The sequence below is a fragment of the Dehalobacter restrictus DSM 9455 genome (genome assembly GCF_000512895.1).
GTDB classification, from domain to species: Bacteria; Bacillota; Desulfitobacteriia; order Desulfitobacteriales; family Syntrophobotulaceae; genus Dehalobacter; species Dehalobacter restrictus.
Genome location: NZ_CP007033.1, coordinates 355,669 through 377,298, shown reverse-complemented (window position 1 = coordinate 377,298; position 21,630 = coordinate 355,669). Strand labels below are relative to the sequence as shown.

General features: G+C 42.6%; 20 protein-coding genes and 3 pseudogenes. 3 read left to right on the top strand and 20 right to left on the bottom strand.

The window, feature by feature from the left end; translation table 11 throughout:
* Positions 1–47: 47 nt before the first annotated feature.
* Positions 48–881, top strand: coding sequence for a MerR family transcriptional regulator (locus DEHRE_RS01815; protein WP_084544179.1), 834 nt, complete (start codon positions 48–50; stop codon positions 879–881).
* 204 nt (positions 882–1,085) lie between these two features.
* Here DEHRE_RS01815 and DEHRE_RS15155 read toward each other — a convergent pair whose 3' ends face one another.
* From DEHRE_RS15155 to DEHRE_RS01750, 16 genes and pseudogenes are all read right to left on the bottom strand, one after another.
* Positions 1,086–1,253 carry a hypothetical protein gene (locus DEHRE_RS15155; RefSeq protein WP_242837009.1) on the bottom strand — a complete coding sequence of 56 codons (168 nt, stop codon included), beginning with the start codon at positions 1,251–1,253 and terminating at the stop codon, positions 1,086–1,088.
* 12 nt (positions 1,254–1,265) lie between these two features.
* Positions 1,266–1,871: a hypothetical protein gene (locus tag DEHRE_RS01810; protein WP_025205121.1), complete on the bottom strand. Its 606-nt coding sequence runs from the start codon at positions 1,869–1,871 to the stop codon at positions 1,266–1,268.
* Positions 1,872–2,068: 197 nt separating this feature from the next.
* Positions 2,069–2,251 carry a hypothetical protein gene (locus DEHRE_RS01805; RefSeq protein ID WP_025205119.1) on the bottom strand — a complete coding sequence of 61 codons (183 nt, stop codon included), beginning with the start codon at positions 2,249–2,251 and terminating at the stop codon, positions 2,069–2,071.
* Between the two features lie 216 nt (positions 2,252–2,467).
* Positions 2,468–3,136: pseudogene (locus tag DEHRE_RS01800) on the bottom strand (ParB/RepB/Spo0J family partition protein); the annotation flags it as partial.
* The gene (locus DEHRE_RS14065; protein ID WP_025205115.1) at positions 3,114–3,353 is read right to left on the bottom strand and encodes a hypothetical protein; all 240 of its coding nucleotides are present in this window, start codon (positions 3,351–3,353) and stop codon (positions 3,114–3,116) included. The pseudogene DEHRE_RS01800 and the gene DEHRE_RS14065, both read right to left, overlap by 23 nt.
* A gap of 173 nt (positions 3,354–3,526) precedes the next feature.
* A complete protein-coding gene (locus tag DEHRE_RS14740; RefSeq protein ID WP_158208136.1) occupies positions 3,527–3,703 on the bottom strand; it encodes a hypothetical protein in 177 nt (58 codons plus the stop codon).
* Positions 3,704–3,787: 84 nt separating this feature from the next.
* Positions 3,788–4,729: a ParB/RepB/Spo0J family partition protein gene (locus DEHRE_RS01795; protein ID WP_025205114.1), complete on the bottom strand. Its 942-nt coding sequence runs from the start codon at positions 4,727–4,729 to the stop codon at positions 3,788–3,790.
* Complete coding sequence (locus DEHRE_RS01790; protein ID WP_025205113.1) at positions 4,680–5,504, bottom strand: ParA family protein; 825 nt, start codon at positions 5,502–5,504, stop codon at positions 4,680–4,682. The genes DEHRE_RS01795 and DEHRE_RS01790 overlap by 50 nt, the downstream gene beginning before the upstream one ends.
* A 472-nt stretch (positions 5,505–5,976) precedes the next feature.
* A complete protein-coding gene (locus DEHRE_RS01785; protein ID WP_025205111.1) occupies positions 5,977–6,525 on the bottom strand; it encodes a hypothetical protein in 549 nt (182 codons plus the stop codon).
* Complete coding sequence (locus DEHRE_RS01780; RefSeq protein ID WP_025205110.1) at positions 6,522–7,445, bottom strand: hypothetical protein; 924 nt, start codon at positions 7,443–7,445, stop codon at positions 6,522–6,524. The genes DEHRE_RS01785 and DEHRE_RS01780 overlap by 4 nt, the downstream gene beginning before the upstream one ends.
* A 23-nt stretch (positions 7,446–7,468) precedes the next feature.
* Positions 7,469–9,661 (bottom strand): DEAD/DEAH box helicase, encoded by a 2,193-nt coding sequence (locus DEHRE_RS01775; RefSeq protein WP_025205108.1) that lies wholly within the window; start codon positions 9,659–9,661, stop codon positions 7,469–7,471.
* A gap of 2 nt (positions 9,662–9,663) precedes the next feature.
* Positions 9,664–11,472 (bottom strand): site-specific DNA-methyltransferase, encoded by a 1,809-nt coding sequence (locus DEHRE_RS01770; protein ID WP_025205107.1) that lies wholly within the window; start codon positions 11,470–11,472, stop codon positions 9,664–9,666.
* Positions 11,473–12,152: 680 nt separating this feature from the next.
* Positions 12,153–12,311 (bottom strand): annotated as a pseudogene (locus tag DEHRE_RS01765) (DUF255 domain-containing protein); the annotation flags it as partial.
* Positions 12,312–12,481: 170 nt separating this feature from the next.
* Positions 12,482–12,985, bottom strand: a complete 504-nt coding sequence (locus DEHRE_RS01760; RefSeq protein WP_025205105.1) for a CarD family transcriptional regulator — start codon at positions 12,983–12,985, stop codon at positions 12,482–12,484.
* A 139-nt stretch (positions 12,986–13,124) separates the two neighbouring features.
* Positions 13,125–13,247 carry a hypothetical protein gene (locus tag DEHRE_RS15445; RefSeq protein WP_282432009.1) on the bottom strand — a complete coding sequence of 41 codons (123 nt, stop codon included), beginning with the start codon at positions 13,245–13,247 and terminating at the stop codon, positions 13,125–13,127.
* 9 nt (positions 13,248–13,256) lie between these two features.
* Positions 13,257–13,682: pseudogene (locus DEHRE_RS01750) on the bottom strand (excinuclease ABC subunit UvrA); the annotation flags it as partial.
* A 370-nt stretch (positions 13,683–14,052) separates the two neighbouring features.
* On the opposite strand from DEHRE_RS01750, the gene DEHRE_RS01740 reads away from it, so the two are divergent.
* Positions 14,053–14,598, top strand: a complete 546-nt coding sequence (locus DEHRE_RS01740; protein ID WP_025205101.1) for a sigma 54-interacting transcriptional regulator — start codon at positions 14,053–14,055, stop codon at positions 14,596–14,598.
* Positions 14,599–14,750: 152 nt separating this feature from the next.
* Positions 14,751–15,380, top strand: a complete 630-nt coding sequence (locus DEHRE_RS01735) for a class I SAM-dependent methyltransferase (RefSeq protein WP_025205099.1) — start codon at positions 14,751–14,753, stop codon at positions 15,378–15,380.
* A 23-nt stretch (positions 15,381–15,403) separates the two neighbouring features.
* Here the strand turns inward: DEHRE_RS01735 and DEHRE_RS01730 are convergent, their stop codons facing one another.
* The 4 genes from DEHRE_RS01730 to DEHRE_RS01715 all read right to left on the bottom strand — a co-directional run bounded on the left by DEHRE_RS01730 (position 15,404) and on the right by DEHRE_RS01715 (position 21,626).
* Positions 15,404–16,426 (bottom strand): CgeB family protein, encoded by a 1,023-nt coding sequence (locus DEHRE_RS01730; protein WP_242837008.1) that lies wholly within the window; start codon positions 16,424–16,426, stop codon positions 15,404–15,406.
* Positions 16,427–16,468: 42 nt separating this feature from the next.
* Positions 16,469–17,257 carry a hypothetical protein gene (locus DEHRE_RS01725; RefSeq protein WP_025205097.1) on the bottom strand — a complete coding sequence of 263 codons (789 nt, stop codon included), beginning with the start codon at positions 17,255–17,257 and terminating at the stop codon, positions 16,469–16,471.
* Positions 17,258–17,328: 71 nt separating this feature from the next.
* Positions 17,329–18,462 (bottom strand): glycosyltransferase, encoded by a 1,134-nt coding sequence (locus DEHRE_RS01720; protein ID WP_025205095.1) that lies wholly within the window; start codon positions 18,460–18,462, stop codon positions 17,329–17,331.
* 167 nt (positions 18,463–18,629) lie between these two features.
* Entirely contained in the window at positions 18,630–21,626 is a 2,997-nt protein-coding gene (locus DEHRE_RS01715; protein WP_242837007.1) for a hypothetical protein, read from the bottom strand.
* Positions 21,627–21,630 lie beyond the last annotated feature (4 nt).

Below are 21,630 nucleotides of genomic sequence, written 5' to 3'. Positions count from 1 at the left end.
TTTGCTTGACTTTGCCCTTGCTGGAACCCGTATACTCTAAGCAGAACATGTTCAAATACCTTCGGGTGGTGATTATTCATATGCTTACAATCGGAGAATTCTCCAAAATCAGCAGGGTGTCTACAAAAACGCTTCGCTATTACGATCAAATTGGTCTTCTAAAGCCTGGATTTGTCAGCAAGGATTCCGGCTATCGGTATTATGAAGTTTCACAGCTCCGGGATATGCTGCTGATCTTGCGGCTGAAACGGTATGGGTTTTCATTGCCGGAAATATCCGCCGTCCTCGCATCCGGCGACAGCAAGCACTTTGCCGAACTGATGAGAACAAAAAAAGAAATGTTTTTGCGGCAAACCCAAAATCAGCAGCACATCCTGCTCCAAATGGAGCAAGATATTGAGAAAATTGAAAGGTGTGAAAACATTATGCAATCCAATTATTTGGTTAAAACCGTAGAAATGCAGTCAAAAACTATCTACTCCCTCAGGCGTAAAATGAGTATTCGGGACTTTCAAGAAGCCTTTGAAACATTGTGCGCCGGTCTGGAGAAGAACCGTTGCAAGCCTGCCGGACCATTTTTATCCGTCTATCATGACGAGGATTTCAATCATGAATGCACGGATATTGAGGTAGGTGTCGAGGTATCGCCCGGCACAAGCGGCGAACACGTACGGATGCTTGCTCCGGGGCTCTGCTGTTTTGCAACGCATATCGGCTCGTATGACGACTTTACTCCCTGCTATACCGCCCTGATGGAATGGATAGACAATGAAGGCTATACCATTTCCGGACCGCCGTTTGAACTATATGTCAAGGGCTGTGAAGATAACGTCCAGCCAAGTGAGTATGTCACGGAAATCTATTTTCCTATTAAAAAGTGATCTTGTAAAATAAGCCGAAAGCAAGGTGGCCTCCCTTAGTCACCCTGCTTTTTCTTTTATATAACGGATACGTTTACCGCACCGCCTCGTGCTTCTTCTTTTGAACCAGCTGTTCCGGTCTTTTGTCTCCCTCCTTTTCCTGCCGAAGACTTTTCAGATGATGGATTTCATCCAATGCCCGGTTGCAGAGATCTTCAAGGGCGGTCAGGCGGTCGCTACGTAATGCCCCCAGTAGTAATCCTTTTCACCCTCGTTGCATCTCCAGGTCACATACTTGGCCGGAGCATTTTCGCTCTGTCCAATAACAAATTCCAAGTTTCCCACACTCAGTCGGTCAGTAATGGTATATCCTGCGTTATTTTCTTTCTCCATTCAAGACACCTCCTACCGCACCTGTTCCTGTTTTCTATGTTTAACTTGCCTTTCGGATTCAATCTGCTGCAGCCGTTCCTTGACCCAGTCGGGCATGCATTCCGGTTTGACGACACCCAAAATATCTCCGCGGTTCCAGCGGGATTCCTTGCTGGAATAAAGATTGACGACGTAAACCGCCCGTCCCCTGGCCTTGCCCTGGGATCCGAAACCGCCCGTGACGAGCACCAGCTGCTTGTCGGCGGTGCGGTATTCCGGGCGCAGACACTCCTGACGAATAACCGCCACTTTGTCCTGTATGCTCTCCCCAGTATCATCCGGAACACAGTGTTCCAAAGTAAAAGGCCCCAGGGAGACGGATATCTTTGCCCGTTCCGCTTTGACCGCTTCAATCTGGGCTGTTACGCGGGAGGCAAATTCGGCCATCATCTCCAGATAGTCGGCGCTTACTACCGCATCTGAATATTGGTTGACACCCAAAGGATTATCCCAGGTGCAATTGCACACCAAATACGGATAGGGTTTTTTTCCGTCCTCCATAAAAAGGATTTCCTTATCTCCGATGCAGACAGCATGTTTTACCTCATAGGTATCCACCATCCGTTTTTTATCGTCCATTTTCCTTCACACTCCAATCCAGGCCGATATGTAAAGGGCTTCCGCCCTTATTTCTCTGCCGTATTCGTTTTTTTAGTTACCATCTGGCATGCAGACCAAGTAAATAAATTATGTCAGCATAGTGTTTTCATGTTTTTGAATCCTCCTTTCTGCTTTTTTGCAAATGAAAAGCTCCCTGCATTTTTACAGAGAGCCATTTACCGTCCGAAAAAAGAAGTCAGCTGTTTTCTCCGTTCTTTTCCGGCGTTATCCACTTGCTTCACACCGTTATTCATCATATTCATACTTTTTTCTCCATTCGGTGCCTCCCTGTTTCCGCTATGAGTCTTGCGGATCAGGGTCCGGAAGGTCTTTGGTTTTTTCTGCGCTACCTGTTTCACAAAATTCTCCTTTCCACAAGTAGTTCTTAGATATACCTTCTTAAAGTCAGAGTTATTTCTTTTTCGGCTAGTAAATTTCAGGGGGTGAGGTGTGGAGAGGGGGACAAAACAGCAACACTTTGTGCCGCCTCCAAAAATTAAGAGACTACCCCCTTGGCTCGACATACAAATATTTATACACAAGATAATATATCGGGTGCTTCTGACAGCTATATCTCACCGTTCCTGCTCTCTTTCCCTCTTTTTGTACCAGCTTTCCAGCAGCTGAACAATATGGTCTTCCTTTTGTTTTTCGTTATAGTTCTTTGGGAAATATTGTTCAATACGGTCACGGCGAATATTGAATTTTCCCTTTTGGTTCGGTTTTTCTTCGGTGAGAATAGAATAGATGACATCCGCACTCAGCCTGCCCTCCTGGCTGAACTTTTTCAGCCGCTGGGCTTGCGATAAAGACGGTGTATTTTCCTCCTGCTTCATAGTTTCCAGCAGTTCTGTCTGCTCCTTTTCGGTCAGGTAGGAGATTTCCACGGCAGGGTTAAAGGCAATCTGCTTCTCGTCCACCATTTCCAGGATGGGCGGGATAAGTTCGGTTAGACGGATGTAACGTTGAATTTGATTTCTGCTTTCGCCAACTTGCTCACCCAGAATCTCTACGGAATACTTCCCCTTTAAATCCTGCCCAACTTGGGTAGAATTTTCTTTGCTTGGCCTACCCGCTTGCCATTTCATAGCTTCCAGCTTCATTTTATAGGCTAGGGCTTTTTCGCTTGGCAAAATACTTTCCCGCGGCAGGTTGCTGTCTACCATGGCGACAATCGCTTCATCATCGTTTAGCTCGCGGACAATACAGGGCATGGTTCCTTTACCCGCCAGTTCGCTGGCTTTCAAACTGTTTTATGCCTCCTTCTGTAGTGATAAATAAAAAAACTTCCTGTGTTTTCACAGAAAGCGTTATTACTGGCCGAAAAAGAAAGGGGAATGTTTTTACGCTCTTCCCGCCACCCTGCACTTTATCTTCATTCTGCAGTTCTTTGCTGCCCATATTGATTCGCCGGATCAGGGTACGGAAGGTTTTGGGTTTCTTTTGTGTTATCTGTTTCATAAAGGGCTCCTTTCTACATGAATTTCACGGTATTACTAGCCGAAAGGCGAAAATATTCCTTTTTCGGCTGGTAAAATTTAAGAGGAAGGGTGGGGGGAGGGGGAAACCGCAAAGCCGCTGTACCACATCTGCAAGCAAAAGGACAGACTACCCCCTGGTGTAAAATTACCTTGTTAATCATCAGGTATGACGTGTTTTTCTTTGCCACATTTTTCACTGGGCCTATCAGAGTACCGGTACTGCTTACAAGCCTCATCACTCACAGGTTTATCAGGTGGTTCATGGCCTTGCTTCGGTTTTTTCTGCATCATGCTCTCGTATGCGCGCAGCCGCCCTTCTGTAAAGTACATGGAAGCACCTCCTTTCAAAAAGGGCATAAAAAAACATCCTCGTCCATGAGAATGAATCGCCATATGTCACGAACATATTCTGTTCTATCGTTCCTGTTCCCGCTGCCGCTTTTTGTACCAGCCTTCCAGCAACTGGACAATCAAGTCCTCCTTTTGCTTCTCGGTAAAGTTCTTAGGGAAAAAGCGGTCGATACGCTCCCTCTGAATGTTGAATTTTTCCTTTTGGTTTGGCTTTTCCTCGGTAAGAATGGAAAAGATAACATCCTCACTTAGCTTGCCGTCCTGACTGAGTTTTTTCATTCTCTGTGCCTGTGCCAAAGACGGGGTGCAGTCCTCCGATTGCATGGTTTTTAATAGGTCCTGCTGTTCCTTTTCGGCTAAGTAGGAAAGCTCCACAGCCGGATTAAAGGCAATATGTTTTTCGTCCACCATTTCAAGAAGTGACGGTTTGAGTTCAGTAAGTCGAATATATCTGGAAATTTGATTTCGGCTTTCTCCAACTTGTTCTGCAAGTATTTCACGTGATTCTTTGCCAAAAGAATTACTCCCAACTTGGGCGGAATTTTTACTTGGCCTGCCTGCTTGTCGTTTCATTGCTTCCAGCTTCATCTTATAGGCAAAGGCTTTTTCACTCGGTAAAATGCTTTCCCGTTGCAGATTGCTGTCAACCATGATAATTGTTGCGGCATCGTCGTCTAATTCGCGGACAATACAGGGTATTGTTTCCTTGCCTGCAAGCTCACTTGCTTTTTTGCGTCGGTGTCCAGCCACCATTTCATAGCCGCCATCCGCTTTGGGGCGAACAAGGCCTGGAACTAAAACGCCGTACTGATTAACGCTGTCCGCCATTTCCAACATGGCTTCATCCGCTTTCACCTTAAAAGGATGGCTGGGAAAATCGCTGATTTCCGAAAGAGGAATTTCCAGCACCTTTTCTCTCTGGCTATCTGTGCGACTTTCCTCCGTAGAAAACAGTTCATCTACTGAGGTTAGCTTGATGCTGTCTCTTGCGCTGCTTTTCGCCAATGTCATGCACCTCCTTTGTAAAGGCTTTATAGGCTTTGGCGGCTATTCCGTGCGGATCAAACGCATAGATGCTTTTTCCCTGCGCGCTTGTTTCAGCCGCCCGGATGGACAGGGGGATTTCAGTTTGAAAAACTCGCAGTTTGTCACCATAGTCCCGCCGCAGGACAAAGGAAATGTCCTTTGCAAAATTGGTGCGGTTATCCATCATTGTGAGCAGAACGCCGTCAATGGTCAATTTCGGGTTGATTTGCCTTCTTACCCTGGCAATGGTCTGTAAAAGCTGTGTCATTCCTTTGGCGGGCAGATAGTGGGCCTGAACGGGAATAATTACACTGTCCGCGGCGGCAAGGGCATTGATGGTCATCATGCCGAGAGAGGGCATACAGTCGATCAGCACATAATCATATTTGTCTTTGACCGTGTTGATATATGTGCGCAGTACCGTTTCCCGGCTCATAGTGTTGACCAGGGATACCTCAATGGCGGATAGTTCAATGTTGCCCGGCATCAGGTCAACACCTTCCGCATGGTGAAGAATTCCTTCGTCAATCTCATACGATTCCTCCATCATTGTCTTGGTCAGAATGGTAGCCAACGAAATGGGCAGATTGTCTGGTTCCTGATAACCCAATGAATCTGTCAGATTCCCCTGTGCATCTGAGTCCACCAGCAACACCTTTTTACTCTGTACTGCAAGCCCGATCCCGAGATTGACCGCCGTCGAGGTTTTCCCTGTGCCACCTTTTTGATTGGCGAGAGCGATTACTTTTGACACTTTTAATTTCCTCCTCATACGCAAAAAAAGCCGCTTGCTTTATCCGATAATAAAGCAAACGACTTTCTTTATGTTTACTAATTTTGGTTGACGAAGAATAAAGGCAGGTAAGGATGAGTAGATATCTTTTTTGCCATAAATTCATAAGTCCCCTTTCAGTCGGGGGCATATTTAATATATATCACATATTCAGTACGCCCTTTTCTTATCAATTCTGTAACAACAGTTTAGGGTATTTTTTTCTGTGATATTTTCATTTTAACCACCTCCAGCACACACAATAAACTGACTTGCTTCGGAAACCGTACCCACATGACTACACAAAACGCAAAACATGACTGTAAGAATTATGCTGGTTATAATCTTATTCATAGAAAAACTACCTCCCTTCAGCCACATACACTACCACAGGCTGGGGGAGATAGCTATAAGATTTCCAGCAAGCGATCTCGTTATTGTTGCTATGTATAAATTAAGCCTTGGATTTATCTTCCCAAAAGGTCAAATACATTTGAACCACGGATTCCAGCAATACATGCAGAATATGTATGATAAAGAATATGCTCATTCCAGTCAAATACTTTATCGCTTCGATAGGTAGTACCGTCTGCAAAAATATAAAACCGATTAAAATAGCTAAATAAACAATCTCTATAAATACGTTGTAAGTAATGTTAGACAAGAGAACTTGAAATAGTGTTAATGGCTTTCCGTCAAGTGGTTTGTATTCCCCCTCAGTGACTTCCTGCTCTTTCAATCTGCGGACATTATTATTGTCGGCAGAGACCAAAATAGTGATAATTGCAAGTGAAAAAGAAATCAGTATCGCGACAGCGTTTATTTGAACACTCACAAAATTCATAAACACTTCCGAAATGTTGATACCATTCCGTACATTAAAAAATAGAGCATAAATTATTACTATTAATGCCGGTATAAGCGAAATCAAAATTTTTTTTGCAAGGTTTCTACGTGTTTTTAAGTAATCAAAAATTGGCAGAAATAATAACATCCTTTTCATTGAACCTCCCTCGCTTCATCAATAAATAATTGAGCGTGAGCGAAAAAATCTGCACTATCCACTTCGTTTGTAATCGATACTCTTTTCACTTTCAACGAATGTTTCATTTTTACTAAATCGGTGGCTGCTTCAAAACTGCCGCCTGTTCGCGATCCTTTTGCAACAATACGCCTGATTTTATTGTCTTGTTGCATATCATTGTAATATTCTCTAATTAGGTTCTCGGGAAAATTCCTGCTGCGCTTGGGTCTTCTAATAATAATATCTACTGTTTCAGCAATATCTGCTCGATTCGCAAACTTAAGAAATGGATTGTTTAATTCGCCTCTATCAACAGTTAATTGAAGAAACGAGATTGATTTAGCTTTTTTAAGTTCAGTTAAGAATTCATCTCCAGGCATAATTTCATATGTAAGTTTATAATGGTTTTTATCATCAGTTTCCTCATTATATTTTTCAAACTGTTGATTGAGATATGATGTAATGCTAGTAATGGATATGCCATAATGGTTACTTTCATGAACGGCAAGAAACCGATTTTGTTTTTTGTTAAGACGAATGCAAAGATGTGTTTTTTCTTCATCCCCGTCTTGCGGGCGCTTCCTAGGCCCTAATTCTTCCATTGTAATTGTATCAATCTCATTTCGAACGTGATTATATTTTGCAGATTTGAATATCAAGTTGTAATTACCATCTTTTAAATCTTCAAATGAATCAAGCCAGATGACTTTTTCAAGGATTTCATTTTTTATATTACGTTCAGTCAAGGCCTTTTTGTAGATAAATGCGAGGAGATTTGAAAATGATAAAACAATATCTTGCATATTATACGCGACATCATCATTTTCAGATTTCCTTTTTTCAATAGCGAGGTAATAGAAATAAATAGGTATATCCTTACTATTTTCAGAAGTGTTCATTTACTCTCCTCCATTCTGCTTATCTATAAGACTTGACTTAACAATCTCCAGCTCTTACTTTTTATATCGTCGTTGTAATCATCGATGCAAATGCAAAGCTCTTGACTTTGTTTGTCTTGTCGTATAATGCCGCCATTTAAGTTATATTTAGCAAGATATTTTTTCAAGACAGCAAATTTCTTTGGGGTATACTGGTCTATATCTTCACTTTGCCCTGATTTTGTAAAGCCACCTTTGGTCTCGACGACCCAAACTTCTTCCTTTGTGCCAACAATATAGTCCGGATAAAAGGATTTCTGTTTGCCGAAATTATCTTCATATACTATGGAAAAATATTCAATACCCTTATCTCCATTTTTATAAAACCATTCAATAGCATCGCTTTTCTCACAGTATTTTTCAAACAATTTCTCAGAGGTTGAACGGACTTCTGCAGAAGATAAATAGCCTTTATAAACATTCTTGGCCATTTCAATCTGCGATTTAGCGCTACCATCGTATGTAAAAAGAAATTGTTGCGGAAACGGGACAGGTTTTTCAGTAATATTTTTTACTGGCCAGCCTAATTGCTCCATCTCACTTGCCATTGCTGCAGCAATATCATCTTTTAGCCTTTGCTTATTGTTTATGACAAATGAATATAGATTCCTAACTTCGAGTTCTAATATCTTTTCAGGACTTTTTAAATCTTTCAGATACAGTCTGCGCAACAATGTATTGATAGTACTATAATCGAGGCTAATCTTTAAGCCTATTTCAGCCGCACAATGGTGATATTCCTTTCCATGTTTGTGTGTATTCAAAGTTTCGTGGACGTTAATTTCATATAAATTATCGAACGACTCTTTAACAAGGGTGGAAACGGATCCAGATTTTGTGGAATCAACAATCTCCCCTTTAAAGTAATAGTGATGAGCCTCCAGTCTTTTTTTGTTTTCAGCAATCTTATCATCTATATGATAGGTTTTTTCAAAGTATTTATAGATGACCTTTAGCGCAAGCTTAGCATCTCGAGGGAAGGGAACATCGGTTTTGTATTCACTTATGATTGCAAATTTTCGATGCTCGGGCTTTAAGAAAAGCTTTATGGCGTCCAGTGCACCTTTTCCAAGTCCTAATCTGACTCCTTCAGTGAATTTTTCATCCAATGTGTAAAGGTAACAGCTATCCAATAAATCATTTTCATAATGCTTTACTTCCGGCATGCGACGAATACGCCCGATAGTCTGAATTTCGAATGTTTCGCTCATATTATCTCGAAGTTTCACAAGTATCTGTGCCCGTGGACAGTCCCAGCCTGTTGCAACTGCCTGTTTAATAATTACTGCTATCGGCGCTGCATTGGGTTCTTCTATTTCTTCAAGATTCTGTTTTTTATCGGCCAGCCAAACTGCAAGTTGATTGTTTTCATAAGTAATCCCGTTAGAATCAAAGTACGACTCCACCCTTTCAAGTAAAGCATCTGAGTTATTCGGCAGTTGAACAATAATTAATGGGTTAATTTCAATCTTACGGCGTAGAAATTCTGAATGAATCTCTTGCTGCTTAGCAATTGCTTTATCTATAAGATATGTCACCTGATCATCTACGCTAATGTCATGTTCAAAATCCTCATTAATGATTAATACTTTTTTAATAAGTCCCTCGGCAATGACATCTTCTTCAGGTATATTAACCATAAAGGCATTTTTATAATTTTTAGGGGTTGCCGAACAGCGAATCATTTTTTTGGTTTTAAAATATTCAATTATGTCATCTGCCTTAATTGTATCATTTTGATGGGACTCATCCACAATGATGATAAATGATAGCCCTCCGTCTAAAGCCTTATCAATATGGTCAAGAAAGTTTGCACGCTCTCCGTCTTTCAGCGCATTATTGCCTTTCTTTGTGAGTTTCTCCCAGTTAATAAAACAAGAATCATTTTCCTCAAATCCGCTTGTCATTACGTCAGAAAGGAGTTTCGTAGAAGCTCCATGAATATATCTGTCCATTTTAGCTTTGCTTTGTTCTTCAAGCCCACCTTTGCCGGGTGTTAACCAAACAAACACTTTTTTATGGAAGCTCTTAAAATATGTATCCATAAAATGAGTAAGAATGATCGTTTTACCACTACCGGTACAACTTTTTAAAATGATTTCCCGTTTATCGGAATTCATCCCATCCATCAACTCTGCGATTGCTCTCAACTGAAAGTTAGCAAGCGTTATATTCATGATCAGCCCTCCAATTCTTTGTAATAATAGTCAGGGATTATATTTACTTGAATATGTTGCTCTTTTAACAGGGCTTCCTGCTCTCCACTCAGCAAAACATCATGTCCAAGGTAGAGTTTGCGACATTTTTTAAACACGTTAATATTCCTGGTAAATCCGTCTAATTCTTCATCGGTTAGCACAATGGCAAGTTCTGCGTTACCCGTAAAGTTGATGCCGTTTTCCAACTCCACTAGTTCCCGAACATGTCGCAGAAGTTCATCAGCATACTCATAATACATGCGCTCGCTGATGGGGACAAAGTCAACTTTATAATACTTCAAACTGGCGGCATAACCCTCTTTGTCGATCACGCGCTTCATGCGCTCATAGGTTATATCACGACAAATATTGTTTTCATTATTAGTACATAGGATAAAGCGGTGTCCAGTGCCGCCCTCCTCATTTAATCCCATCACAGAGTGCCCCGTTGTGCCTGAACCAGCAAAAAAGTCGAGTATTGTTGAATCGGAAGCGCAGCAGGCACGGATAACCTCTTGAATCAACTCCATCGGTTTGGGATATGTAAATTTCTTATTGCCGAAAATACTGAGTATTTGACTGCTTCCCTTTGCAGTATAGAAAACCTTTTCTGTCCATATTGTCGGAATGCCAACGCCCTCACTTTTATAATCACCGAGTATAATGGTTTGGTTGCTTGTTTCTCTCCCCGCAACAGATACCTCACCGCTTTCGATTTTTGATATGATACCTGCTGCAAGAAACTGGATGGCATACTGATTTTTGTTTCGCGATGCTTTCTGCTTAATAACCTTGATGTACCCTTTTGCTAAATCTCTCATTAGACGGGAGGCAATCAGTCTCCAAATGCAAGGTATGCCTTTGTTACTTACTGGCCAGACTGCTACACAACCTTCTGGGGCTTCCTCATAGTCAAATTTAAAATCCCGCAATTCGCCTGTATAGCTCCCGTTGCGTACCCGGTCTGTCAGCGATAATCCACAGCCGACAACCTGACCAGTTTCTTTATTGATGTATATGGGGTAGGCTTGGTTCGGTCGCTGAGTTTGATCGAATGTCGCTAGATTCATGCCATGAAATGGGGCGTTTGTGTTGCCGCCAGCAAAGCTGGTAGGCATAGCCTTGAAGTCTTGCGGTGTCACGAACACCAGATACTCCTGCAAATAATTGAATCCGCCAGAGGGCTTACCGCCAGATGTCTGCACAGTCACAGTAACAACCTGCTTGCCAAAAAACAGATTCTCACAGAGCAGGATGAGATTGTTTAACTCATGATACCCGATGCTTATAACAAGAACGCCATTCGGCGTGAGTAAGTTTCGCGCAATAGTTAGTCGCCGCTCCATAAACGATAACCACTTGCTATGCCGAAAGCCATCTTCTTTATCAACAAAGTTATCATCATACACAAAATCGTCCTTTCCCATGTTATACGGCGGATCGATATATATAAGATCTATCTTCCCACGATGGGTTTTCGTGAGTAGTTGTAATGTGGCAAGGTTATCGCCTTCAATTAGAAAGTTCAGCAGACCACCATTATCAATGAATAAATTTCGCTCCTCGGTCAGCAAGGGGGTATGTGTATCTAAGAGTTTATCAATGCGTTCACGATGCTCCTCAAACACAAGTCCATACTTCTTTGCCTTTATCTCTTTTTCCAGTTCACTCAAATATGTTAAAAGATTACCCGTATTTTCATCTTGATAAGAACTGGCAATATAGGAACGAATGGCCTTGATTTTATTCACAAGGTCATCTCTTTTATGCTTTGAAATATTTGTTGACACGCTTTCTTCCCCCTATTATAAAATTCATACTGCTTATCACTAATATTTGTCAAGCACAGGGTTGAGGACTTTATTTTGTTTACAGTAATCAATCAATGACCACTAGGCCTCTTTCCTTGGCTTTCTCAATAATATCGGAAGAGAACAATATCCGTCTGAGGCGTTAGAATGAATATGTAATTCCCATTTTCGCGACTCAGAACCTCTGAAATACGAGGTTCCTGTGATTGTACTATTCGCCTTATATGAATCCGATCTAACCCTTTCCAATAACAAAATGGCCTAATCAACATATAAAATCAGTGAAAACAATTTATTGATCTAATTATACGATTTATATGAATTTATTTCCAATTATTCTGTTGAACCCTATATAAAAAGAGAATGCCGCTAAAAAACCGACATTCTCTCATCATTGCCCAGTCTCAAATTTGCCCGACACTGCGTAATATCGACATGCCTAAACACTCTAATTAAAGCACTGTGTAAACATGTCTACACACTCCATTTCCAATACAACCGAAACATCAACTTTATCTCTCAACACCTTATTCCTGAAATCATCGCCATCCGTCATGAAAGTCATATATCGCGCAAAGTGCTGAAAACTAAGGATTCAAGCGATATTAAGTTACATGCTTTTACGAAACTGACACCAATGACAACAAGCTTTTTCTTTAAGAATACCCAATAGATAGGAAGATAGGCTTATCTTCCGTTTTGGCTTTCTGAAAAGCTTCCTCACCCCAAGGAAACCAATCAACCGAGTTGTAGGCATGCTGGAGGAGATACGGAGACTTTTCTTGAGCCAACCTATTGGGTATCTTTGTCGTCATCATGGCAATCACCTCCCATTATTCAACTTTGTTTTATTATCACCATTTTGGGAAATAAGTAAGCACTGCGTTTGGCAGTACTTCACAAAATTTCTATTTATTTTTAACCAATCAGGTACTTTTTACCTTCAACCAATCAACTGCCATGGGATTTTGTACAAAATTAACAGTATTTATTGTTCTTCAACTCTTGATGCAATATACTTCTGCACCTTGTCTAGTGGAATACCGAGCGCGACTGAAATCTCGCCGAATAGAAGTTCTTCCGCCTGTTTCATAAATTTCTGGTCTATCTGTCCGAATTTGTGGTTTTGCTGTTTGACAATCTGCTTTTTAGCATAGATAGACATGACAAGCTCAATTAAATCCGCGCAATTATAAGCTTTTATAGCAGCTTCATAGTGTTGCGTAAGCTCCTGCATACGATCGTTGTAATACGGCTCGGCTTGAATTTTGGGGATCATATCAATAAGGCGTTCGGCTTCCTCCGCGGATATGATAGGACGCATGAATACATTCGTATTGACCAACGTATAGACTACGCTATTCTCATACAACGGTTGCAGGACGTAATAAAGCTGGTCTCTTTCAAAGCTGTTATCTTTGGGGATCGTGACATCCATGATTTTGCAAACACCCGTTTTTCCATATACTATAAGATCGTTTATCTTGTACATACCTATGTTCCCTCCTTGGTTTTACTTCGGTTTTCGCCCAAGGGCGTTTACTGCTATAATATTTCCGGGAGATATGCTCCTGCTTTTCTTTATCTAACGAACGCAGGCGCGCAAATACCTTTTCCCGGCTGTTATGATATTACGAACAGTTTTCCCCCAGACAAGCAGGAACATCCAGATATTTGCATTTGCCGTTTTCAAGAAGCCCGTCACAATCGGGCAGTTTCAACAATTCAAGATTTGAGTAGCGTGTATATGTCATTTATTTGCCTCATTCTATACCTAAATACTTTTTCAAGTACTGACCTGTATAGCTTTCGCCGCACCCGGCAACCTGTTCGGGTGTGCCGCTGCATATGACGTTTCCTCCGTCAACCCCTCCTTCTGGCCCAAGGTCGATAATAAAATCCGCATTCTTTATTAAATCGAGATTATGTTCTATAATAACTGCGGTATTCCCGGCGTCAACAAGTCTATGGATCATATCGATAAGTATTTGAATATCAGCCATATGCAATCCCGTCGTCGGCTCGTCAAATATATATACGGTCGATCCCGTAGCTGGTTTAAGCAGCTCGGTTGCCAGCTTTACACGCTGCGCTTCACCGCCTGATAAAGTTGTTGACGCCTGACCGAGTTTAATATAGCCGAGGCCAACCTGACATAAAGCGCCTATTTTCCGTTTCAACCGTGGGATCCCGAGCCGCTAACACCCGAAAATACTGTCAGCTTATTGCGGGGGATTTTTAGACTTATATTTTTTAGATTATTTTCTCTTGCACCTGTGATGCTGATATAATTATCCATGCTCCGCCCCTATCAAATATTCGGCTCCAACCGTAAAAAATACAGCCCCGGTGATGGCAAATGGACTTACGTTTACCAAATCGCACGCTGTAGTTTAAGTTTATCATAAAATTTTTTTTTGATGTAAGCGCAAATTTCGAAAAATATTATTCAAGCCTCCGGGGGCTTGGTAAAGTATTTGGAACAGATACACAATTCTAACTCTTACTAATTTTTGATTTTGATAACAACGGTACGACTGCGATCAAGTCTATTCTGTGATGGACCAATTTCCCAAATATTTATGTAAAATAAATAATAAAGGGATTATTACTCAGGTTAATGGAAATGCTGAAAAGATTGTCAGTAATCTGGGTCAGGAAATAATCGGTCAGCAAATTGAATCCGTATTCGGGCAGCAGCCTCTGATCCAGTCTGTACTTCAATCAGGAGAATCTTTAGACGATGTTGATATCGACATTACCTATGCACATCAAAAATTGAAACTGACTTCTATTTATTCAATGTCAAATAAGTTTGGACAAAATTTCGGATGTCTATTAGCCATACGAAAACATAGCGGAAGAAATGTATCCCATACGGTGATGTCGGAAACCAAATTTATGTTTGATAAAATTATCGGCAGTTCTGAGCCGATGGTGAATTCCGTCAAACTGGCTCAAAAATTTGCCAAATTCGATGCTCATTTTCTCCTTCAAGGAGAAAACGGTACGGGTAAAGAAGTGTTTGCCAAGCTATCCATAATCAAAGCAGACCAAATGGCCCTTTTATTGCCGTCAATTGTGGAGCAATCCCAAGAACCTTAGACTTTTTAATATCGTATTTTAATAAATGGACCCGCTTTAATTCCATCTCCTCTTTGCCGGATACTTGAGAATCTATGATAATAGGCCTTTGGTGAACAATGCTTTGTACGATGAATATGCTGTTATTACACGAATGAGGAGGAGACAAAAATATGACGACGATAAACTCTAAAGAGTATTGGGACAGCCGGTTTGATGTTAATTGGGAAACGGCAGGAGGAAAGAATCAGACAAGATTTTTCATGAGGATGCTGTTGGAGAATCTGCCCGAAGAAGTGTGTAAATACATTAAGGATGGGAGTCCCTTTATCCTGGATTGGGGCTGCGCTCTGGGACAAGGAGTTGAGGAGATTAGCAAAAGATTTTCAAACGCTCATGTAACCGGTCTGGACTTTTCAGAGACTGCTGTCAAAAAATGCAAAGCTGATTACCCGTCCGGCAACTTCCGTTCAGAAATCCTCGATCCTCAAAAAGATCGCTTTAATGTTATTATCTCCAGCAACTGTCTTGAGCACTTTCCGAACCCGGCTGAAGTATTTGCTCAACATCTCTTAAGTACCGGCCAATATTATATACTTCTAGTTCCTTATAATGAAAAGCCTCCGATTTGTCCTGAACATCAGATTATTCTTTCAGAAAACAGTTTTCCCTCAGAAATCAATGGCTTTGGGAGATGCTTTTTGAAAATCATAAATTCCCAAAACAAAGGATGCTGGTGCGGCCAGCAAATGTTAATGATCTATAAAAGGCTTTCAGCCGCACAAAACAATTCAGACCCGTAGTTCTCTGATCTTAGCGGTTTCCCTTATGCTCTCCGTTCAATGTGAGGAAGAACATCCTCACTAACCCTGACCTCATATGAGTGCCTTCTATGCACATACTCCTGCCCCAGCCGGGCAACCCTGATACGTTCCTGGTCATGGGCCAAGTAAAATAACACTTTACTCACGGCCTCTTCTTTATCCCTGGCAAGTTCAAGGTGGGCTCCCTCACGGAAAATATAGGCACTGGCCTTGGTATATTGACAAAGATAGAATCCCCCGCAAGAAAGCACCTCATAATTCCGCATACTGGTCTGCGTAATACTGGAGGAGTCACACTGAAATCCTAGAATGATTCTGGCAGAAGCACATAGATCCGGCAGCTTCTCATTGGGAAGAATCCCGGCGAAATGGTCCCCATTATCTCCTAGAAAAGCGCGGGCCTGTGGATCACTGTCCCAATTGTATCCCCAAATGCGATACTTATGACCTAATCCCAGCAAAGGCTTTAACAAAATGTTAAAGCCCTCTATTCTGGAAGCAAAATTGTACCAACTAGCCTGCACAGCAAAATCCAGGTCATACTGGGGCCTATATACCCCGCTTTGGTGGAATTCAGGATTGCAGCCAAACATAAGAAGATGGGCCTGAATTCCTTGATTCCGGTATTCACGGATACACTCCAAAGCGGTCGTAAATACAATATCGGCCATTTTTGCTATAGGCAGTGTTCTAGCAAAACCCACCGGATCTTCAATACTCCAGTAAATGAACCCACAGCCATACTTTTCACAGGCCATGGAAATGCCAAGTGCCAGTTCCCCCTGATAGCCTTCCAGGATAACGTAATCCGGTCCATATTGGGCTACGCATTTGCCAATATAGCTATTAATCTTGTCCTGCTCGGTATAGGGAACGCGGATAACCTGTCCGTCCAATTCCAGAGTCACCATTTCGTCACCCATACAGGCCATAGGGAATATTTTTGTTTCCTCTCCATTTTTTTCAAAACCAGGCATCAGCCCATACTTCATGATCGGTGATGCGGAAAAGCAGGCAATTTTCAACAACTGTTCCCCTTTCAAGACAAGACCATTGTCATTCTGTTACTACACCGCCACATAGGAGACTTTGATATCGATATAATTTGTCGGATCAGTTCCATCGGTGCCAAGTCGGTAATAAAGCCCTTCATTTGCTGATATCGAATCACAATCCACATCTTCACATATTAGTGCGCCATATGATGCACCCGGAAAACTCGTACTTCTTACGACTCTGGTAAAAGTAACTTCATCAGGGCTCCGGTATAAGTCAATTTCAATACAACTTGCAGAACTCATCGAGCAATAAATTTTATTAATACAATTAATTGTATACGCAAGGCCAACAAAATTTATTGGCAGAATCATCTGGTAGGAACCTCTTATACTTTGTTGAGCATCTGTTGCATTGTTTCCATCAAGAAAATACCTTGAAAAGCCGGCACGCCTTAAAGAGTTCAGAGAACAGCCGCTACATGTTGTTGACAGGGTTATGGGTGTATTGGAATCCTCTTCTCTTTCCACAATATAAACATTCTGACCTGCCGTCACTTGGACATCGTCAAGTGCAAATCTCTGACTTGTCCAATAGGCTGTGCATTCAGGGTTATTACTCTCGCCTGCTGCATATAGAATACTGATATCCGCCTCGCCTCGGATCGCTTTGGCTAATAATTTTACTGTGTCAGCCAATCCAGCTTGGATCTCGATATGAACATTTCCCGCGGGAGGTGTTGCTCCAAGAGTATCTAAAAACGTATAGATCCTGCTGCCGAGTGTCAAGGTTTCCGAGTCATTGATCGCAGTAAAAGATGCCGAGCCCAACCTACTGCAAAGATCGGGAAAGTATGCCATTTTTTCTACCTCCATTTATTAAACTTGTACTACAAAATATGCAAAACTCCGGAATCTGTTACTTGGCAATATTAACTCTTTGGATACAGTAAATTTAGCGACTCATGCAATGCGTCAGGTGAAACAGGGGATGATCCTTTTATTACACCTTCCAGGAAAGCTTTGTTACTCAGGCTCATCGCATCTTTCGGCTTTGTTTCCAATGCCAAGCTGTTGTAGTATAAGGCTTCTTTGGGATGCCCCACCCGGTAATAGCACGAACAAAGCTCCGTATAAGGGATAAAGTCCCAACAATCATGTTCAACCATGCCCCATGTTTGATTCGGTTTTTTCAATTTAGTAGCCAGTTCAAACCAAAAAATGGCCTTTTTATAATCTTCTCTGCTCTTATAATAATAACCAAGCCTGCAGCAAACTTCAGCCCGCGGTATATCGTACTTAAAACTTTTGTGCAGGGAATCCAGCACTTTGTCATGATTGTTTTGGGCAGCATAGCAAATAGCTAACCGGATACACGCATCCAGATAATAAAGCATAATATCTTCACTGCCGACTAACAGATCCTCAAAATAGTGGATGGCTTCTGCCAATCGCCCGCAGTTATAGAGTTCTCTAGCAAAATAGTAACTGTTTCTGGCGTTCAACTTTCTTCCTTCGGCCAGCATTTTTTCATAAATGCGTAAATTCCTTGGCGAATTGAACTTTGTGCCGGCATGACAGATACAGATATCTGTCGTTAAAATTTCGCCGTTAAAATCCAGATACTCGTGTACCGGCTCACGCCACTGGAAATTCTTGCTCCGCTTTACAAGTCGTTCCCGGTAAAAAGTTGACATGGAATCTCCTATTACCCCGGTGTTCACACAATACTTCATCAGCACAACATCCACATTGGGATTAAGCACATGCTTCAATTGCAGCAGGGCAAGCTGTTCCTGATGTTCCAAAATATCGTCAGCATCCAGCCACAGGATATAATCCATTGTTGCCTTGCCAAAGGAATAATTTCTGGCAGCCGCAAAATCGTCCGTCCAATCCCAGTCATAGATTCCGGCCTGGTACAAGCGAGCAATTTCCTTGCTTTTGTCATCCGAACCGGTATCCACCACGATGATTTCATCTACAATATTCTTCACACAATGAAGGACATTGGGCAGATGTTCTTCTTCATTTTTGACGATCATACATAAGCTGATGGTAATCATAGCACCCTCCTCTTTGCTACTATATTCAAATGCCAAACAATAAGGAACGTTTTCAATTCTTATTTGATTATAAGCATCCGGCCAGCGTATTGATCGCTGACCGGATGAAAAACAGAATTTGATTTAATGACGCTGAAATGAAGCTTTCCCCCAGCGTGTTTTTGTTATTAGGGCAGAAGCGGTACAAATTCACCCGCTCTGAAGGTATTCGCCGGGCTCAATTCCCCACTGGCCAGCCGAAAAGCCGACCAAATATAGATTCCATCCGTGACATTGGTTAGTGTAACCTCATACCTATTCAAGACTGTTGCATTAAGATTCAAACTAGCAAATTCTATTACATTGCCTGGCCCAATGGTCAGTAGCGTTGGTGTCCCAAGTGCCGAGATCCCCGTGCCTGAAGAAAAATCAAAGACTGTAAGCGTCACACTGACAGTAGCTGTTCTATTGTTCAAAACCTCGACGTAAAAATCGTCATTATTATTCGGATTATCCCGTTGAGCAATACCGGTGGTCAAATCCTGACTGAAACTTTGTTTCAATATTTGAAATACTTCGGTTTTAATCTCTTCTAAACCAAAGGTCGGGCTATAAATAGCCGTGTAGATGCCTTCGACCAGGGTACCGATACTAAAGACTTCGGTCTTGATCTCCGCCAACCCAAACGTCGGGCTATAGACTGCTGTATAGATTGCTTCGATAAATGTGCTCCCGGACAAATTTTCTACTGTCGTGAAAATGGCTTCAACCAAGGTTCCAATTGAAAATACTTCGGTCTTAATCTCGGCTAACCCAAATGTTGGACTGAACACTGCTCCCTCTATGGCTGCTACTTCGGATTTGATCTCACCTAGGCTGAAGGTTGAGCTTACTAAGGTCGTGTAGATTCCTTCGACTAACGTTCCAATGCTAAAGACTTCTGTCTTGATTTCCGCCAATCCGAATGTTGGGCTGAACACCGCTCCCTCGATTGCGGCTACTTCGGACTTGATTTCCTGCAGGCTGAATGTCGAGCCTACCAAGGTCGTGTAGATTCCTTCGACCAAGGTACCAATGCTAAAGACTTCGGTCTTGATCTCCGCCAACCCAAATGTCGGGCTGAATACTGCTCCTTCGATCGCGGCTACTTCAGACTTGATCTCACCTAGGCTAAAGGTTGAGCTTACCAAAGTCGTGTAAATCCCTTCGACCAGGGTACCAATGCTGAATACTTCTGTCTTGATTTCCGCCAAACCGAATGTTGGGCTGAACACCGCTCCTTCGATCGCTGCTACTTCGGATTTGATCTCACCTAGGCTGAACGTTGAGCTGACCAAGGTCGTGTAGATGCCTTCGACCAGTGTGCCGATACTGAATACTTCTGTCTTGATCTCTGCCAGCCCAAATGTCGGGCTAAACACTGCTCCCTCGATCGCTGCGACCTCGGATTTGATCTCTTGCAGACTGAAAGTGGAACCGACTAACGCCGTATAGATGCCTTCGACTAACGTGCCAATGCTAAAGACTTCCGTCTTAATCTCGGCCAACCCAAACGTCGGGCTAAACACTGCTCCCTCGATCGCTGCTACTTCGGATTTGATCTCACCTAGGCTGAAGGTTGAGCTGACCAAGGTCGTGTAGATTCCTTCGACCAGGGTGCCGATACTGAATACTTCTGTCTTGATCTCTGCCAGCCCAAATGTCGGGCTAAACACTGCTCCCTCGATCGCTGCGACCTCGGATTTGATCTCTTGCAGACTGAAAGTGGAACCGACTAACGCCGTATAGATGCCTTCGACTAACGTGCCAATGCTGAATACTTCGGTCTTGATCTCGGCTAACCCAAATGTCGGGCTAAACACTGCTCCTTCGATCGCTGCTACTTCAGACTTGATCTCACCTAAGCTAAAGGTTGAGCTGACCAAGGTCGTGTAGATTCCTTCGACCAGGGTGCCAATACTGAATACTTCTGTCTTGATCTCTGCCAGCCCAAATGTCGGGCTAAACACTGCTCCTTCAATCGCTGCTACTTCGGATTTGATCTCACCTAAGCTGAAGGTTGAGCTGATCAAGGTCGTGTAGATTCCTTCGACCAGAGTGCCAATACTGAATACTTCGGTTTTAATCTCAACCAAACCAAATGTCGGGCTGAATACTGCTCCTTCGATCGCAGCTACTTCAGACTTGATCTCACCTAGGCTGAAAGTTGAGCTTACCAAGGTCGTGTAGATTCCTTCGACCAGGGTGCCGATGCTAAATACTTCCGTTTTAATCTCGGCTAACCCGAATGTTGGACTAAACACTGCTCCTTCGATCGCTGCCACTTCGGACTTGATCTCACCTAAGCTGAAGGTTGAGCTGACCAAGGTCGTGTAGATTCCTTCGACCAGGGTGCCGATGCTGAATACTTCCGTCTTGATCTCTGCAAGCCCGAATGTTGGACTAAACACTGCTCCCTCGATCGCTGCGACCTCGGATTTGATCTCTGCTAACCCAAAGGTTGCTCCGATGATGCTCGTGTAGATGCTCTCCAGCAGTGTGCCTATACTGAACACTTCTGTCTTAATCTCAGCCAACCCAAATGTCGGACTGAACACTGCTCCCTCTATCGCTGCCACTTCGGATTTGATCTCAGCTAAGCTGAAGGTTGAGCTGATCAAGGTCGTGTAGATTCCTTCGACCAGAGTGCCAATACTGAATACTTCGGTTTTAATCTCAACCAACCCAAATGTCGGGCTGAAGACCGCTCCTTCAATCGCCGCTACTTCAGATTTGATCTCACCTAGGCTGAAGGTTGAGCTTACCAAGGTCGTGTAGATTCCTTCGACCAATGTGCCGATGCTAAAGACTTCCGTCTTGATCTCGGCTAACCCGAATGTCGGGCTAAACACTGCTCCCTCGATTGCTGCTACTTCAGATTTGATCTCACCTAAGCTGAAGGTTGAGCTTACTAAGGTCGTGTAGATTCCTTCGACCAGGGTGCCGATACTGAATACTTCTGTCTTGATCTCTGCCAGCCCAAATGTCGGGCTAAACACTGCTCCCTCGATTGCGGCTACTTCGGACTTGATTTCCTGCAGGCTGAATGTCGAGCCTACCAAAGTCGTGTAGATTCCTTCGACCAGGGTACCAACACTAAAGACTTCGGTTTTAATCTCGGCCAACCCAAACGTCGGACTGAACACTGCT

Excerpts from the sequence above, each read along its gene's own strand:
- DEHRE_RS01815 (WP_084544179.1), top strand. The coding sequence starts at position 48 with ATGTTCAAATACCTTCGGGTGGTGATTATTCATATGCTTACAATCGGA.
- DEHRE_RS15155 (WP_242837009.1), bottom strand. The coding sequence starts at position 1,253 with ATGGAGAAAGAAAATAACGCAGGATATACCATTACTGACCGACTGAGT.
- DEHRE_RS01810 (WP_025205121.1), bottom strand. The coding sequence starts at position 1,871 with ATGGACGATAAAAAACGGATGGTGGATACCTATGAGGTAAAACATGCT.
- DEHRE_RS14065 (WP_025205115.1), bottom strand. The coding sequence starts at position 3,353 with ATGAAACAGATAACACAAAAGAAACCCAAAACCTTCCGTACCCTGATC.
- DEHRE_RS14740 (WP_158208136.1), bottom strand. The coding sequence starts at position 3,703 with ATGTACTTTACAGAAGGGCGGCTGCGCGCATACGAGAGCATGATGCAG.
- DEHRE_RS01785 (WP_025205111.1), bottom strand. The coding sequence starts at position 6,525 with ATGAAAAGGATGTTATTATTTCTGCCAATTTTTGATTACTTAAAAACA.
- DEHRE_RS01780 (WP_025205110.1), bottom strand. The coding sequence starts at position 7,445 with ATGAACACTTCTGAAAATAGTAAGGATATACCTATTTATTTCTATTAC.
- DEHRE_RS01775 (WP_025205108.1), bottom strand. The coding sequence starts at position 9,661 with ATGAATATAACGCTTGCTAACTTTCAGTTGAGAGCAATCGCAGAGTTG.
- DEHRE_RS01760 (WP_025205105.1), bottom strand. The coding sequence starts at position 12,985 with ATGTACAAGATAAACGATCTTATAGTATATGGAAAAACGGGTGTTTGC.
- DEHRE_RS15445 (WP_282432009.1), bottom strand. The coding sequence starts at position 13,247 with ATGACATATACACGCTACTCAAATCTTGAATTGTTGAAACTGCCCGAT.
- DEHRE_RS01740 (WP_025205101.1), top strand. The coding sequence starts at position 14,053 with ATGGACCAATTTCCCAAATATTTATGTAAAATAAATAATAAAGGGATT.
- DEHRE_RS01735 (WP_025205099.1), top strand. The coding sequence starts at position 14,751 with ATGACGACGATAAACTCTAAAGAGTATTGGGACAGCCGGTTTGATGTT.
- DEHRE_RS01725 (WP_025205097.1), bottom strand. The coding sequence starts at position 17,257 with ATGGCATACTTTCCCGATCTTTGCAGTAGGTTGGGCTCGGCATCTTTT.
- DEHRE_RS01720 (WP_025205095.1), bottom strand. The coding sequence starts at position 18,462 with ATGATTACCATCAGCTTATGTATGATCGTCAAAAATGAAGAAGAACAT.